The organism is Colwellia chukchiensis (assembly GCF_002104455.1).
GTDB classification, from domain to species: domain Bacteria; phylum Pseudomonadota; class Gammaproteobacteria; order Enterobacterales; family Alteromonadaceae; genus Cognaticolwellia; species Cognaticolwellia chukchiensis.
On record NZ_NBOC01000001.1, the window covers coordinates 47,117 to 63,023 of the forward strand.

A 15,907-nucleotide genomic window follows, 5' to 3' on the forward strand; every position below is an offset into this window, starting at 1 on the left:
CACTTAAACTTGAATTGCTTTTATTTCGATAAACTCTTTTAAGCCTTCTTCGCCCCATTCTCGGCCGTTGCCCGATTGTTTATAGCCACCAAAGGGCGCTCGATAATTAAACTCAGCACCATTGATAAAAACTTGACCCGACTTGATTTTTTTTGCAATGGAAATGGCTTGTGACTCGCTTGCAGCCCATACTGCGGCAGAGAGGCCAAAAATGCTATCATTAGCAATTGCTATGGCTTGTTCAATATCGTCATAGGGGATCATTACCAGCACGGGACCAAAAACTTCTTCTTGGGCAATGCGCATGCTATTACATACATCGGCGAAAATAGTCGCTTTAACATAATAGCCGGAATCTAAGCCGGCCGGCTTTGCTAGGCCACCGGTCACTATACGAGCGCCTTCGTCGATACCTTGCTGGATATAAGCCAAGACATTTTTTTCTTGTTGTGCTGAAACTAATGGCCCGATATCCGTGTCTGCGGCAAGGGGGCTGCCTACAACGAGTGCTTCTGCGGCGTTTTTAGCGATAGATATTGCCGCTTGATAACGGCTGCGTGGTACAAGCATTCGGCTTAAGGCGGTGCAAGTTTGGCCGGTATTGCACATAATGTCATTAACGCCATATCGTACCGCAGCTTCAAGATCTGCGTCCTCAGTAATAATGAGTGGCGATTTGCCACCTAACTCTTGGCAGACACGTTTAACGGACAAGCTAGCCGCTTGCATGACACTAATGCCGACTTGATTGGAGCCGGTAAACGACACTAAATCGACATCAGGGTGACTGCAAAGCGCCTCACCAATTTCGCGACCCGGACCAGTAACAATATTGAGTACACCTGCCGGTAAGCCAATTTCAGCGCATATTTCTGCCAACACAAATGCACTTAAAGGCGCTTCGACACTCGGCTTGACCACCATAGTACAGCCGGCAGCAAGTGCAGGTGCAATTTTGCCGATCAGTTGATGTAATGGATAATTCCAAGGGCAAATTAATGCGCAAACCCCGAGCGCTTCTTTTATTATGGTGGAGTTCCCTACTTGTTCACTATCATCCATTAAGTGCGCGTATTCTATATATGACCTTAAGCCTTGAATGGGACCTCTAACTTGGATGTCTAGCGACAGGTGACGTGGCATACCCATTTCATCCGAAATTAGCTCAGCAAGTTCTTGTTCTCGTTCGGTTAATTTATCGGCTAGTGTTGCTATCCAAGACGCTCGAACACTACCTGTGGTATTGGCCCAGTCTGCAAACGCATTTTTTGCTGCTTGCACCGCAAGGTTAACGTCATCTCGATTACCTGAAACCACATGAGCGATAACTTGCTCCGTAGCCGGATTGATCAGTGCTGAATCTAGGGTACTTGCTGAGCTTACCCAGTCGCCGTTAATAAATAGTTTGTCACAATGAACCATAAATACCTTTCCTCTAGAAATATTATCCTGTCTCACTTGCCGTGCTAATAATAGGCATTTAGCCGATTTGGCTTTGAGGCTTATGGGCAAAAATGTAGTCTATGCACGCTGCAATACGTTGACTGGCTTTTACAAGCTCTGCTTCGTCCACTCCTAAACTAACTCTGATATGCCCCTCTCCAGAGGGACCAAAAGCGACGCCAGGTAGCGTGGCTACATCAAATTTATTTAACAGCAGTTCCGCCATATCTTGGCTCGTCATACCCGTTGCCCTAATGTCGATCATCAAGAACATACCGGCTTCAGGAAGGTGGCAATGAATACCAGTAATGCCTTTTAAGTGTTGATAAAAAACATCACGACGACGTTGATAAGTGAGCCGCATTTGTTCGAGCTCGGGAAGGGCTGTGGTGAGTGCTACTTTGGCGGCATCTTGAATAAAAGCAGGGCTGCCAAAGAGCATACACAGGGTTAAATTACCTAAATGAATCGCCATTTCTTCAGGGCAAACCACCCAACCCAAGCGCCAACCTGTCATGGCATGTGACTTTGACAGGCTATTGATGGTTATTGTGCGTTCCGCCATGCCCGGCAGTGCACAAGGGCTAAAGTGCTCGCTGGCAAAGGTGACCGTTGAGTAGACTTCATCAGAAATTAGCCATAGGTCGTGACGTTGGCAAATGTCTGCCACCGCCTCCATAGTACTGCGGGGAAATACTGCGCCGGTTGGGTTATTTGGGCTATTAATTAAAATAGCACTGGTTTTATCCGTTACTGCTGCAGCAATATCCTCAGGCAAGACCTGGAAATTATTTTCCGGACGCATTGGCACTTTCACAACTTTTGCACCAGTTGCGTTAAAAAGCGCTTCATAGGTGGTATACATAGGCTCAGGAATAATTACTTCCGCGCCGGCTTCCATAATACATTGTGCAGCGCCATACAAAGCACATTGTGCGCCATTCATCACTACCACTTGCTCTTTACTGACCGGTTGGCCCGTTGCTTGCGTGTGAGATTGCGCGATAATCGTTCTTAATTCGGCATCACCGACAACATCGGTATAGTGAGTGGCACCGGTTTGTAAGCCATGAATAGCGGCATCGATAATAGGGCTTGGCGTATCAAAGTCCGGATCACCAACGGCAAGGATCACCACGTCTTCACCGGCTTTTTGTCGGTCCATGGCTCGATATAGTATCTGCCAAGCATCGGCTGAGTCACCGCCAATACGCTCTGTTAAAGCGGAATATTTCATGTTCTAACACCTCGTGATGTACGGTTATGCGCTCAGGTAATTTTGGTTCATTTGGATTAAGGTCACCCCGTTGAAGGCCAAGGCGGTGTGTAAACTCGATTCAAGTGCTGCTAGTGAATCAGGTTTGGCGGTTTGACACCCGAATCCTCGCGCAATGTCGATAAAATCGGGCGTTTTCGGGTTGACGCCTATGGGTTCAATGCCTTGTGCTACCATGTCGTCTCTTATTTGTCCTAAACTGTCATTGTTCCACAGTAAAATAACCAGCGGCGAGCTAAGCTCTTCAGTGGCTGTGGCTAACTCTTGAATGGTATATAAAATGCCACCATCGCCGGCTAACACTAAGCCAGGACGATCTGGAGCGCCAAACTTTGCGCCAATACCGGCAGGTAAAGCATAACCTAATGTGCCATAGCCAGTTGGGTGCAACCATGAACGAGCCTGAGCTGAGTTATATAAATAATTACCGGTATAGGCTATTTGTGTCATATCCGCTGAGATAAAGCCTTGTGTTGGCATCACGTTAGCAATCACTTGCAACACTTGTTGGTGAATATGTTGTAGCGGCTCAGTATCGCTTTGAATTTTTGCTTTTAAGGTGCTTAAGTTATCAGCCATTACGCTGCTGTCGGCCTTTTCTTGTTGGGCAAGGGCTTGATTAAACGCGGCTAACGTGCAGCCAGCATCGGCAATAATGGGTAAATCGGCCAAGTAAAGATCATTCATTTTCTCTGGATCGATATCGACGCGGATCAGTTTGCCAGTTAACGGTAGTTTCTCTCGCCACATGTCGGTTTCAGCTAACTCAGTACCGACTGCTAATACCACATCGGCGTCAGCTAAAAACTGCCAACTGGGTTCAACACAGAGTGTTGAACCCGCATAAAGTGGATGGCTTACCGGTAATAAACCTTTGGCAGCAACCGTGGTAAAAACACCGGCAGCTAGCTGCTCAGCTAAATGTTGCAGTTCACCACCGGCCGCTATTGCGCCGCCACCGGCAATGATCACCGGCTTTTTCGCTTGGCTAAGCATAGTAATTGCTTGTTGTACTGTTGCTTGCTGTGGTGCGGGGCGAGGCGCTAATTGCACTGGCGTACTGAGCCAATGCTCATCAATAGGGGCGTTAATAACATCGAGAGGCAGTTCAATAAAAACTGGGCGCGGACGTTCACTACAGAAAATACTAAACGCTCTAGCGATTAGGGCGGGCACTTCACTTGGGCTATAGGCAGTGGCGCTAAAGGCTGTGATGGGGACAGTGATGGCGCGCTGATCTTTGGTTTCGTGTAACTCACCACGGCCACGACCCATAGAGTTGACTTTATTCACGCTACTGATCACTAACATAGGGATCGAGTCAGCAAAGGCTTGTCCCATTGGCGTGGCAATATTGGTTACCCCTGGGCCGGTGATGGTAAAACAGACACCAGGCTTACCGGTAACACGAGCGTAACCGTCAGCCATAAAGCCAGCACCTTGCTCATGACGGGCTAAGACATGTTGTATCGGGCTACCACTTAAGCCATCATAAAGATCTAGCGTATGTACACCTGGGATACCAAATACGGTATCAACGCCATAGGCTTCAAGTAGTTTTACCAGTGCTTGTCCACAGGTTAATTGCGCTATATTTTTTGTTGTCATGATCTAGCCTCATTCACTCGAGATATTAAGTTGTTATACAGTCGTACAATAAAAAGATAAAAGCATTTTGCTGTACAGGCGTACAATAATAGCTGCTAAAGCACCACCTTTGGTGCATTCAAAATTAGAGTTGCTGCTGCTTTGTCAAATTATTTTATTAGTAAACTGTTTCAGTATAGTAAGCTAGCATGTTACTATACGAGTGTACAATAGCGTACTGATATTTTATTTTGGATTTTTATTTGTTAACATTAAAATCAATAGCTTAGCTATAAATAGGCTTAGGTTTAGGGGCATTTTATGGAAGAATTATATACTCAATCGGCTCGAACAGGGGCACGTTTAAGCCCCGAAGAAAGACGTAGCGCTTTAATAAATGCCACCTTACGTTGCATTATAAAAGAAGGTCATGCGGGTCTATCTGTACGCAAAGTTTGTCAAGAGGCTGGGGTTTCAGCGGGGTTATTAACGCATCACTTTACCGGTAAAGAAGAGCTGATCATTGAAGCATACCGCTTTTTAACCAAAGATATTTATAGCCGTATTAATCAATCGCTAGCACAGGTATCAGAGCCGTCGGCACTGAAAAAATTACGCTTATTTATTGATGTCAGTTTTCGTCGTCCAGTGCTAGATAAAGACTATTTAATGGTGTGGTTAGTGTTTTGGGGGCTCAGTAAGCAAAAGCCGGCTATTGCGGTATTACGCAATGAAGTTAACGATACCGTGATCAGCACACTGGAAAAATTAATGACAGCCACCGTGAGTGAGCTTAGTCTTGAGGCTGTTAATGTACGCCTTGCCGCCACGGGATTATCGGCCTTGATGGACGGGCTATGGTTAGAGTGGTCATTAAATTCAACTAATTTTTCACCAGACGAAGCGGCGAAAATTTGTCAATGCTGGGTGGATGCTTTTGTTGCCAATGCTTTACAGAGGCTAAACTAAATTACTATTACGCTAACGCTATGCAAACTCAGTACTGACGTAGCCATCGCAGCCCAAGCCCCCCACGCCAGCGGCCAATAAAGCTGCTATGACGTGCTGCTGCGTCTGTCGTCGCTTGGTGTTCTCCCTAAAATACGTCTATAAGAGCGATTAAACGACGCGCGTGAGCTATAACCCGAGCGAATGGCTACTTCAGTTATGTTTAACGCTGTTTCTGTCAACAAACGCTGCGCTAACATAATACGCAACCTTGAATAATAACCGGCAATGCTATTACCGAGCACTTTTTTAAAGTCGCGCTCTAGTTGCCGTTGGGAGACAAATGTTTGCTCTGCAATTTCAGCCACAGTGAGGGGTGATTCAATATTACGCTCCATTAACTTTATGGCTCTCGCCAGTCGAGGTGTTTGCTTTTCTATCATCGCCGGTACATGTTCCCGTTGCGGGGTGCTACCTGAGCGTTCGGTATCAAAAATTAATAAGTCGGAAACAGCAATGGCGATTTCTTTACCAAAATCTAGGCTGATAATGGATAACATAAGATCTAACGCTGTGGTTGCACCACCAGAGGTAATACGATTGCGATCAATAACGTAACGATTATTGCAGGCGTCAACTTGGCGAAATTGTTCACTAAAGGTGTCAAGCTCGGCCCAATGTATTGTCGCCCGATAGCCATTTAATAATTTCGCTTTCGCTAAGGCATAGCTACCGGCATCTAAACCGCCGAGCACCTTTACTTGGTTTTTTAAAAGCCGTAATTTATCGATGACAGTATCTGTGCTATGTCGCTGATAATTGTAACTGGCCATGACAATTAATACATCGGGTTTATTTTCGCTGGCTATCATTTGCTCAATACTGCTATTAACGCGCATTTCGAAGCCGCTAGAGCTAGTTACCGGCTCGCCATCCATCGAGATTAATGACCATTTATAGCCAGGGCCATCAATAAAGCTATTGGCAGCGCGTAGGGGTTCAATTGAATTAAATAAGCATAAGTTGCTAAATTCTGGCAATAACAAGTAGCAGTAATGTTTAATGGTCAAAATATCTCTCATCTAAATTATTGCTAAGTCGCAAGATAAAACTTAGCGTATGGTCAGTGGAAAATCGTGCTCTCGCGATAAACTAAAGTCTCAATAATGGTCATTTGTTTAAATCAATGTCGAAAATAGTAGCTATTTTGGCAGAAATAGCAACTTTTAGCATAGGTAGTTTGATTAGTATGGTTTTGTTATTGGGTAATTCTAGTTTTGGTTAGCGCGCATTAGGTAGCAATAACTGGCGGCTAAATGGAAACAAGTTGAGGTGTCATTGCACTGACCTAGTAATAACCGTTACTTTATTAATGCTTAGCTCTGTTGAACCAGGATAAAAATTATGTCATTTGCCCGTTTGCTACAACCACGCCATATTGCCATCATAGGTGGCAGAGAAGCTGAAGAAGTGATTCAGCAATGCATTAAAGCCGGCTACCAAGGTAAGCTTTGGCCAGTACACCCAAAAAAGCAGCAAATTGCTGGCCTAGATGTTTATGCCTCATTACAAGACCTTCCAGCTGCGCCTGACGCGGCATATGTTGCGGTCAATCGAAACTTAACCATTAACATGGTGAAAGAGCTTGCTGCCATGGGGGCTGGTGGCGCGATTTGTTACGCCACGGGCTTTTCAGAATCAGGCCCTGAAGGGGAAGCGCTAGAGGCTGAGTTATTGGCCGCTTCAGCAGAGATGCCGTTACTTGGGCCTAACTGCTACGGACTAATTAACTATGTCGAGCAAGCCATTATCTGGCCTGATCAACATGGTGGAGAAAAGGTTGAAACAGGCGTTGCCATCATTACTCAATCTTCAAACGTTGCCGTTAATTTATCCATGCAACAACGGGGTTTGCCGATAAGTTATTTGGTTTCACTTGGCAATAAAGTGAAGTTTGATTTACATGATGCTATTCGCGAGTTTGCTAAGCGTGACAGTGTCAGTGCCATAGGTTTGTATGTTGAAGGTATTAGCGATCCAAGTGCCTTTGAAAGTGCGGTTCGCTATGCCAGAGAATTAGGTAAGCCGGTAGTGGCAATAAAGTCAGGCCGTTCAGCGGTAGCACAAAAAATCACTTTGTCACATACGGCATCATTAGCAGGCTCAGACGAACTTATTAGCGCACTATTTGCGCGTAATGGTGTTGGGCGTGTTAACTCATTAGATGCTTTAATAGAAGCGTTAAAAGTATTGCATATTCACGGACCTTTGCAGGGCTACAAGCTTGGCTCAATGAGTCCATCAGGAGGTGACGGTGCTTTAGTTGCGGATGCGGTTGAAGATACGCGTTTTGAGCTCAGTGCCTTAACCGAGCACCATCAACAAACCGTTAAAAATACCGTGCATGACTTAGTAACGGTTTCAAACCCTTTAGATTACCAGCTGTTTGATTGGTTAGATACTGAGCGCTTAACCGCCACTTATGCAGCATTTATCGAGCGAGAGTTTGATATATCGCTTTGTGTTTTTGATTATCCGCGACCCGACCGTTGCGATGATGGCAATTGGCAGCCAGCACAACAAGCGATCATAAATGCGGTTGCAAGCACAGACGCTAAAGTTGCGGTGTTAGCCACCATGCCGGAATGTTTGCCAGAACATACCGCCAAAACACTTATGGCACATTCGATTGTCCCCTTATCTGGATTAATTGCAGGGGTAGAGGGTTTACAAGCGGCTGCAGATATCGGCGTTGCTTGGCAATCGCCATTGCCAGCCGCACTCTTTACGCCACCCAAAAATGCTGAAGATAAAACCCTGACTTTAATCGATGAGGCGCAAGCAAAGCAGCGATTAGCCGAACATGGTGTTGTGGTACCTAACAGTGTCATTGTTGCAACGCCAAATGAGGTAGCGAGCGCAGTAACCAGTTTAAAATTTCCATTGGTGGTTAAAGCATTAGGTGTTGCTCATAAGACTGAGCTTGGCGCAGTAAAATTAAACTTGCGCACCTTAGAAGATGTTAGTGAAGCTGTTGCTGGCATGGCGGAATTATCAAGCCGATTTTTGATAGAAGAAATGATCAGTGATGTGGTTGCTGAAATTATTGTTGGCGTGGTGAAGGATGAACAGTTTGGTCCTTATTTAGTGCTAGGTGCCGGCGGGATTTTAGTCGAGTTGATGCGTGATAGTCGCTCGTTATTGCTACCGGTAAGTCGTGCTGAAGTTAACCAAGCCTTAAAGAGCTTACGCAGTGCCATTTTATTTCATGGCTTTCGGGGGCGTGCTGAAGCTGACCTAGATGCGGCTGTTGATGCAATATTGGCCATTGCAGACTTTGCACAACAGCATGGCGATACCATTGAAGAATTAGATATCAACCCGCTGATGTTAAGAGCAACAGGTCAAGGGGCGATAGCGGCAGATGCGTTATTGCGTATCAGAGTTTAACGCAACACCCAGGTTACTATGAGTGATCACCGAAAAGGTTTTTAAAGCTTTCTACAGGAGAAGCGAAATGTCAGAATTTTTACATGTTAGTACCAAAGGCCAAGTGCTAGAAATTATCTTAGATAAGCCCAAGGGCAATGCCATAGATGCCAAACTCAGCCGTGAAATGGGTCAGGTCTTTGCGCAATTTCGTGATGATCCTAAATTACGAGTGGCGATTTTAACGGGCGCTGGTGAAAAGTTTTTTTGTGGTGGTTGGGATTTAAATGCCATTGCCGATGGCGAAGAATACACCGGCGACTTTGGCGAAGGTGGCTTTGGTGGTTTTCCCGAAATGGACAGTCTACTTAAGCCGGTTATTTGTGCTGTTAACGGTTATGCCTTAGGGGCTGGCTTTGAAATGTTGCTCAATGCAGATTTTGTCGTGGCCAGTGACAATGCGCAGTTTTGGCTACCTGAAGCGCAAGTGGGGGTCGCACCAGATATCGCCTCGTTTGTTTTACCTAAAATTATGCCGCGAGTAAAGGCGATGGAAATTTTATTAACAGGCAAACGCTTATCTGCTAACGATGCCGCCGATCTTGGCTTAGTCAATACTGTGGTGCCTCAAGCAGAGTTACTTGCGCATGCGCATAGCTTGGCCGACAAAATTATGCAATCGGCGCCCCTGTCTGTTGCCGCGATTAAAGAAGTGGTGAGAGAAACAGAAAAACTATCGTTTGCCGAAAGCTATCAGGCACTTAGAGCGGGTAAATGGCCAGAGTTTGAAAAAATGCTCGCCAGTAGTGATGCCACTGAAGGTGCCATTGCTCATCAAGAGCGCCGAGCACCTAAATGGCGTGGTTGTTAAGTCGAACATTGAGTGCTTCATCGCCGCGGCACGACACGACTAGGTCTCGTGGCATTATTTAATCAAGAATAAATTAATAGGTAGAGGCTGTATTATTATGGACTTTCAACTAACAGAAGAGCATAACATGCTAATTGAAGCGGTCAGTAGCTTCGTAGAAAAAGAATTATTGCCATATGAAGCGGAAGTTGAAAAGCTTCGTGAGGTACCTAAAGAGTTAGCCGCGCAGATCAGAGATAAAGCAATTTCTGCCGGTTTCTATGCCTTTAACATGCCAGAAAGTGTTGGTGGTCCCGGCTTAGATTATGTATCGCAAGCAATCATAGAGCGTGAACTGTCAAAAGTGGGTTGGGCCTTACATGTCTATGTGGCAAGACCCAGTAAAATACTGATGGCTTGTCAAGGTGAGCAAATAGAAGAATATTTATTACCTTGTGTGCGCGGTGAAAAAGTTGACTGTTTTGCCTTAACCGAACCTGACGCTGGCTCAGATGCAGCCAGTATTAGAACACGAGCGGTGAGAGACGGCGATGATTTTATTCTCACTGGCTCGAAGCACTTTATTAGTCATGCGGGCGATGCTGACTTTGCCATTGTTTTTGCCGTGACAGATGTGGTTGAGGTAAGAGGGCGTCCGCGTAACCAAGTGACCGCATTTTTAGTGGATACCAACACGCCAGGTCTAGCGATTCGCCGCGGTCCAACATGTGTTAGTAACTTAGGCTATCAGCAATACGAGATGTTTTTTGATGATTGTCGAGTGCCGGCGTCAAAAATACTCGGCGAAGAGGGGAAAGGCTGGGATGTGGCCAGCGATTGGCTAAATGCTGGTCGGGTAATGGTGGCAGCGAACTGTGTTGGACAAGCGCAACGTGCTATGGACCTGTCGATTAATTGGGCCGCTGAACGCAAACAATTTGGTGAAGCAATAGGGAAAAAACAAGGGGTGTCATTTAAGCTCGCGGATATGGCAACCAATATTCGCGCCGCCGATCTCTTAACCCTATATACCGCACAAAAAATGGACCTTGATACCATGACTGACGGCGATGCCGGCATGGCGAAATTATTTGCCAGTGAAACACTCGGCAAGGTTACTGACGAAGCCGTACAAATTTTTGGTGGCATGGGCTTGATGGATGAATCCCCCCTAGAGCGCTTATGGCGTAATGCCCGTATTGAACGTATTTGGGAAGGCACCTCTGAAATCCAACGTCATATTATTTCACGCGAATTGCTCAGAGCAGTAGAAAGTTAATTATCGCCACTGAGGGCGATGGTTAAGGTAAGTTTAGATTTGGTGAGTCAATGTCAGTGCTAAAAACACCTTTGGCTGAGCAACATCCCGAATTTTTGGAGTAGAAAAGATGAAAACAGCAATTACTGAAATGTTAAATATAGAGCACCCTGTAATTCAAGGGGGTATGCAGCGGGTATCCACCGCCGAATTGGTTGCTGCCGTGGCTAACGCAGGCGCGATGGGCTTCTTAAGTGCACTAACGCAACCAACACCAGCACTATTAGCGGAAGAAATTGCCCGTACTCGCACCATGACGGACAAGGCGTTTGGGGTCAACCTTACTATTTTGCCAACCCTTACACCGCCGCCATATGAAGAGTATGCACAGGTGATCATTGATGCGGGGATTAAAGTGGTTGAAACCGCAGGTCGCAGCCCAGCGCCCTTTATGCCCATGTTCAATGCGGCTGGCGTAAAAGTTATTCATAAATGTACCTCGATACGCCATGCAAAAAAAGCGCAATCGGTTGGTTGTGCTGCGGTCACTATTGACGGTTTTGAGGCTGCCGGTCACCCAGGTGAAGACGATATTCCTTCGCTAATTTTAGTACCAAGAGCCGTTGACGAGTTAGATATTCCGGTCATTGCCTGTGGTGGCTTTAGCGATGGCCGTGGTTTAGCGGCAGCGCTTGCGTTAGGGGCTGAAGCGGTAAGTATGGGCACCCGCTTTTTATGTACTCAAGAAGCACAAGTACATCAAAACTTGAAAGACAAATTAGTGGCGGCTAGTGAGCTAGATACCCAGCTTATTTTTAGGAAATTTAAAAACACCGCTCGCGTATTTAAAAACTCTGTGTCGTTGGAAGTGGCGGCAATTGAGCAGCGCGAGGGCAGCGAGTTTAGTGATGTCGCGCCGCTTGTTTCTGGGCAACGAGGCGGTGAATTATTAAAAACCGGCGATATGGAACACGGTATTTGGTGGGCTGGCATGTCGTCAGGCTTAGTGTATGACGTACCTAGCATCGAAGATTTGGTTAAACGTATAGTTACAGATGCAGAGACTATTATTAAACAGCGTTTGTCGGCAATCGTTTCATAACGCACTTTGGCGCAAGGGTTATCAATGAAAGTCATTGTGGCGGTGAAACGTGTGATCGACTTTAACTCAAAAGTTCGTGTTAAAGCCGATCACAGCGACGTCGATTTAAGCCATGTAAAAATGGCGTTAAATCCATTTTGCGAAATCGCTATCGAAGCAGCCATTCGATTAAAAGAAGCAGGCAAGGCAGCACAAGTCATTGTTATTTCTGTTGGCAGCTCGGCTTGTCAAGAACAACTGAGAACGGCGTTAGCGCTAGGAGCCGATCGAGCGATCCATATTGACGCGGAAGATAAACTTGAACCGTTAAACATTGCCAAACTATTAGCGCAAGTGGTTGAGCATGAGCAAGCTCAGCTAGTGATCTTAGGTAAGCAGTCCATTGATGGTGATAACAATCAAACGGGGCAAATGCTAGCAGCACTTTTGGGGTGTGGGCAGGCAACTTTTGCCAGTGCATTACAAGTTAACGGCACTAACATACAAGTAACTCGTGAGGTGGATGCAGGCTTACAAACGTTAAATTTAACCTTACCAGCGGTTGTTACAGCCGACTTGCGCTTGCATGAACCCCGCTACGCTTCACTACCTAATATCATGAAAGCGAAGCGTAAAGTCATTGATGTTACAACGCCTGAGGCTTTAGCGGTGAAGCTTAAGCAACATAGTCAGCAAGTGGCGGTTATGCCAGCCAATGAGCGCAGTTCTGGTGTGCTATTAGACAGTGTTGCGGCGTTAATTGAAAAGCTGAAAAACGAAGCTAAGGTTCTTTAATGGCGATACTTATTCTAGCCGAACATGATAATAATCAACTCAATGCCGCCACTTTGCATGCGGTGCAAGCCGCGTCGCAGTTGGGCAGTGAACTTCATCTGGCGGTAATTGGCTCTCAGTGTCAAAGTGTGGTGGCACAAGCGGCGAAAATTAATAACATTAAAAAAGTAGTTGTGGTTGATGCGAGCTGTTATCAGTATCAGTTAGCAGAAAATGTTGCAAATACCTTAGCCGAAATTGCCGCAGGCTATCGTCAGTATAATACCCATTATAGTCATGTATTTGCTGCGGCGAGTAGTACTACAAAAAATATTATGCCACGGGTTGCAGCATTACTAGATGTAGGTCAAATATCTGAAATTATCGCAGTGCAATCAGCGGATACATTTTTGCGTCCAATCTATGCTGGCAATGCTATTGCGAGTGTTCGCTCGCTAGACACCATTAAAGTGATCACAGTGCGCAGCAGCGCATTTGATGCCGCCGCTATCACTGGAGGCAATGCGGAAATTGCAGCACTTGATATTATTTACGACCTGCAGCTATCGCGATTTGAGAGTGAAACGTTAACGGTTTCAAGTCGTGCAGACTTAAGTAGCGCGAAAGTGGTGATTGCTGGTGGTCGAGGCTTAGGCGATGGCAAAAACTTTAACTTGCTTGAAAAAGTTGCGGATAAACTTAACGCAGCTATTGGCGCGTCAAGAGCCGCGGTTGATGCTGGGTTTGTGGCGAATGATATGCAAGTTGGGCAAACCGGTAAAGTTGTTGCGCCAGACTTATATATTGCGGTGGGTATTTCTGGCGCGATTCAGCATTTAGCGGGTATGAAAGACTCAAAAATAATTGTCGCTATAAATAAAGATCACGAAGCGCCGATATTTTCAGTGGCCGATTATGGCTTAGTGGCCGACTTATTTGAGGTGTTGCCTGAGTTAGCACAAGCATTATAAATGATAGTGTCAGTAAATTGCGGACAACAAAAAAGCGAACTAGGGTTCGCTTTTTGCTAGTTAACTAACAAAGTGAATATTATTTTTTCACCATAAGCTAAGTTTTTGAGTCAAGTTGTGCTTGGCTATAACTGGGTTTAACATGTTGTTCACCAAGGTCATCCGCCAACTCTTTAGGCATGTAGTTCTCATCATGTTTTGCTAATACTTCACTTGCTTCAATGGTATTGCCATTAACTAAGATACCATTGGCAACTATGCCTTGGCCTTCACGAAATAAGTCAGGCAAAATACCGTCGTAGCTCACAGTGACGGTTGGATCTGACTCAGAAAAAGCAATCGGCATGGTCATATCTGCCAGTTTAAAGCTGACTTTCAAGCTTTCGCTGTCGCGGTGTACACTACCTGGCACCACTAAGCCACCAATGCGTAAACGTTGGCCGTCAATAGCTTTTAAGCCTGTGCCCTCTTTACCATGGTATATTTCAGACGGTTTATAGAATAAATCGATATTTTGACTTAAGGCATATAAAACAAGTCCTGCAACAACACCTAAGCCAATAATTATGGTACTGACTATGGTTAAGCGCTTTTTACGACGGGGGTTCATATTGTTACCTCTTAATGTTCACGATTGGGGTTGTCATGTGCGTGCGCGTTTTGCTGCTCAGCCGCTTGACGTAATTTTGCTTCGCGCTTTTGACGCTGCGCGATTTGTTGTTTGGCTTTTTTATGGCCGGCAATACTGGAAGTCACTAATAACGCTAAGGCGGCGAAACTAACGCCGTAGGATAACCAAACATAAAAGCCATAACCGCCCATGTCTAAAAAGGCGCTGACGCTATCAAATTGCATGTTTATTCTCCTCATTGGCCACCAGAGTGCGTACCCAAGGGCGCATGCTGTTTCGGGTTAATACCTCGCTGCGAAAACGCAAACAGATTAATGCCGTGACGAAAAATGAAAAGCCAATAAAACAGACTAAAAATGGCCAAAACATATCGGCAGACATTGATGGCTGTCCTAGTTTTCCAACCGTCGCACCTTGGTGAAGTGTGTTCCACCATTCTACTGAGTATTTAATAATAGGTAAGTTAATTACCCCAACAAGTGCTAAAATGCCCGCTGCTTTGCCCGCCAAACTTTTATCTTCAAAGGCGTTATGCAGGGCAATAACCCCTAAGTATAAAAATAATAAGATCAACTCAGAGGTGAGTCTTGCGTCCCAAATCCACCAAGTACCCCACATAGGCTTACCCCACGCGGCGCCAGTGACTAAAGCAATAAAGGTAAACGTAGCACCAATTGGTGCCATGGCTGCGGCTGAGGCATCGGCTAACTTTAATTGCCACACTAAGCTCGACAGCGCCGCAATGGCCATGCCTAAATAAATGCCCATAGATAACATCGCCGCCGGCACATGCAGATAAAAAATCCTAAAAGTGTCACCTTGTTGGTAATCTGCTGGGGCAAATAGCAAGGCCCAAACCATGCCAACGGATAAAAATATAAACGCTAAGCGCGTGCACCATGGTAGTAATTTGCCAGCAAAATGATAACTCACTTCAGGGTTTGCATAAGGGTGTAGCCATTTCCACATCATATTAATTCGTACTCACTTTCAATGCTGCACTAACAGCAAATGGGGCTAAGGTTAACGAGGCAAAAAATATTGCGGCGATTATAGCAAGTTGACCATTATAAGGTAAGTTCATTGCCGCGCTATCAATTGCACTGGTTGCAAATATTAGCACTGGAATATAGAGCGGCAACACTAATAAGCTAAGTAGCACGCCGCCTTTTTTTATCCCTACGGTTAATGCCACGCCTATCGCGCCTAACAAGCTTAATATCGGCGTGCCAAGTAATAAGGTAAACATTAATGCGCCATAACTGCTTTCATGTAAATGCAGTAATACCGCTAACAAAGGCGCAATCAGTATCAGAGGTAAACCGGTTAATAACCAATGGGCAACAATTTTTGCCAACACTAAAATAAATATTGGTTGGGGACTTAATAGCATCTGCTCAAGCGAACCATCTAGGTGGTCAGATTTAAACAGGCGATCTAAAGACAATAAGGTTGCAAGGAGCGCGGCAACCCAAATAATGCCAGGAGCAATGCGTGATAAAGTGCTGCTTTCAGGGCCTATGCCTAATGGAAACAAAGTCACTACTATGATAAAAAATAGCAGAGGGTTGATAATATCATCGCGATGACGAAACGCGATCATTAAGTCACGTTTGACAATTAAGCTAAAGGCAGCACGATAAGAAACTGGTGTCATAA

The 15,907-nt window shown here is 45.4% G+C and carries 15 protein-coding genes; 7 read left to right on the forward strand and 8 right to left on the reverse strand.

Features of this window, described 5'->3' with window-relative positions; all coding sequences use genetic code 11:
• Nucleotides 1-3 precede the first annotated feature (3 nt).
• From B6K83_RS00275 to B6K83_RS00285, 3 genes are read right to left on the reverse strand one after another with little or no spacing between them, the layout of a single operon-like run.
• Nucleotides 4-1,422, reverse strand: coding sequence for an aldehyde dehydrogenase family protein (locus B6K83_RS00275; protein WP_085282090.1), 1,419 nt, complete (start codon nt 1,420-1,422; stop codon nt 4-6).
• A 58-nt stretch (nt 1,423-1,480) separates the two neighbouring features.
• Nucleotides 1,481-2,680: a pyridoxal phosphate-dependent aminotransferase gene (locus B6K83_RS00280; RefSeq protein ID WP_085282092.1), complete on the reverse strand. Its 1,200-nt coding sequence runs from the start codon at nt 2,678-2,680 to the stop codon at nt 1,481-1,483.
• A 24-nt stretch (nt 2,681-2,704) separates the two neighbouring features.
• Nucleotides 2,705-4,327, reverse strand: a complete 1,623-nt coding sequence (locus B6K83_RS00285) for a 5-guanidino-2-oxopentanoate decarboxylase (protein WP_085282095.1) — start codon at nt 4,325-4,327, stop codon at nt 2,705-2,707.
• Between the two features lie 300 nt (nt 4,328-4,627).
• Between B6K83_RS00285 and B6K83_RS00290 the strand changes: the two genes are divergently transcribed.
• Complete coding sequence (locus B6K83_RS00290; protein ID WP_085282097.1) at nt 4,628-5,275, forward strand: TetR/AcrR family transcriptional regulator; 648 nt, start codon at nt 4,628-4,630, stop codon at nt 5,273-5,275.
• Between the two features lie 86 nt (nt 5,276-5,361).
• Here B6K83_RS00290 and B6K83_RS00295 read toward each other — a convergent pair whose 3' ends face one another.
• Nucleotides 5,362-6,336 (reverse strand): GlxA family transcriptional regulator, encoded by a 975-nt coding sequence (locus tag B6K83_RS00295; protein ID WP_085282099.1) that lies wholly within the window; start codon nt 6,334-6,336, stop codon nt 5,362-5,364.
• 322 nt (nt 6,337-6,658) lie between these two features.
• Here B6K83_RS00295 and B6K83_RS00300 point away from each other — a divergent pair, with 322 nt between their 5' ends.
• The 6 genes from B6K83_RS00300 to B6K83_RS00325 all read left to right on the forward strand — a co-directional run bounded on the left by B6K83_RS00300 (nt 6,659) and on the right by B6K83_RS00325 (nt 13,617).
• Complete coding sequence (locus B6K83_RS00300) at nt 6,659-8,704, forward strand: acetate--CoA ligase family protein (RefSeq protein ID WP_085282101.1); 2,046 nt, start codon at nt 6,659-6,661, stop codon at nt 8,702-8,704.
• 67 nt (nt 8,705-8,771) lie between these two features.
• Nucleotides 8,772-9,554, forward strand: a complete 783-nt coding sequence (locus B6K83_RS00305; protein WP_085282103.1) for an enoyl-CoA hydratase-related protein — start codon at nt 8,772-8,774, stop codon at nt 9,552-9,554.
• 97 nt (nt 9,555-9,651) lie between these two features.
• Nucleotides 9,652-10,812, forward strand: a complete 1,161-nt coding sequence (locus B6K83_RS00310) for an acyl-CoA dehydrogenase family protein (protein WP_085282105.1) — start codon at nt 9,652-9,654, stop codon at nt 10,810-10,812.
• A 109-nt stretch (nt 10,813-10,921) separates the two neighbouring features.
• The gene (locus B6K83_RS00315; protein WP_085282107.1) at nt 10,922-11,893 is read left to right on the forward strand and encodes an NAD(P)H-dependent flavin oxidoreductase; all 972 of its coding nucleotides are present in this window, start codon (nt 10,922-10,924) and stop codon (nt 11,891-11,893) included.
• Nucleotides 11,894-11,917: 24 nt separating this feature from the next.
• Nucleotides 11,918-12,667, forward strand: coding sequence for an electron transfer flavoprotein subunit beta/FixA family protein (locus B6K83_RS00320; RefSeq protein ID WP_085282109.1), 750 nt, complete (start codon nt 11,918-11,920; stop codon nt 12,665-12,667).
• Nucleotides 12,667-13,617 (forward strand): electron transfer flavoprotein subunit alpha/FixB family protein, encoded by a 951-nt coding sequence (locus tag B6K83_RS00325; RefSeq protein ID WP_085282111.1) that lies wholly within the window; start codon nt 12,667-12,669, stop codon nt 13,615-13,617. The genes B6K83_RS00320 and B6K83_RS00325 overlap by 1 nt, the downstream gene beginning before the upstream one ends.
• 97 nt (nt 13,618-13,714) lie before the next feature.
• Here B6K83_RS00325 and ccmE read toward each other — a convergent pair whose 3' ends face one another.
• Genes ccmE through ccmB form a run of 4 tightly spaced genes read right to left on the reverse strand, consistent with a single transcriptional unit; the run spans nt 13,715 to nt 15,905 of the window.
• Entirely contained in the window at nt 13,715-14,227 is a 513-nt protein-coding gene (gene ccmE / locus B6K83_RS00330; RefSeq protein WP_085282113.1) for a cytochrome c maturation protein CcmE, read from the reverse strand.
• Nucleotides 14,228-14,238: 11 nt separating this feature from the next.
• Complete coding sequence (gene ccmD / locus B6K83_RS00335; RefSeq protein ID WP_085282115.1) at nt 14,239-14,472, reverse strand: heme exporter protein CcmD; 234 nt, start codon at nt 14,470-14,472, stop codon at nt 14,239-14,241.
• Nucleotides 14,462-15,217, reverse strand: a complete 756-nt coding sequence (locus B6K83_RS00340; RefSeq protein ID WP_085283247.1) for a heme ABC transporter permease — start codon at nt 15,215-15,217, stop codon at nt 14,462-14,464. The genes ccmD and B6K83_RS00340 overlap by 11 nt, the downstream gene beginning before the upstream one ends.
• Before the next feature lie 4 nt (nt 15,218-15,221).
• Nucleotides 15,222-15,905, reverse strand: a complete 684-nt coding sequence (ccmB, locus tag B6K83_RS00345) for a heme exporter protein CcmB (RefSeq protein ID WP_085282117.1) — start codon at nt 15,903-15,905, stop codon at nt 15,222-15,224.
• Nucleotides 15,906-15,907: the final 2 nt, after the last annotated feature.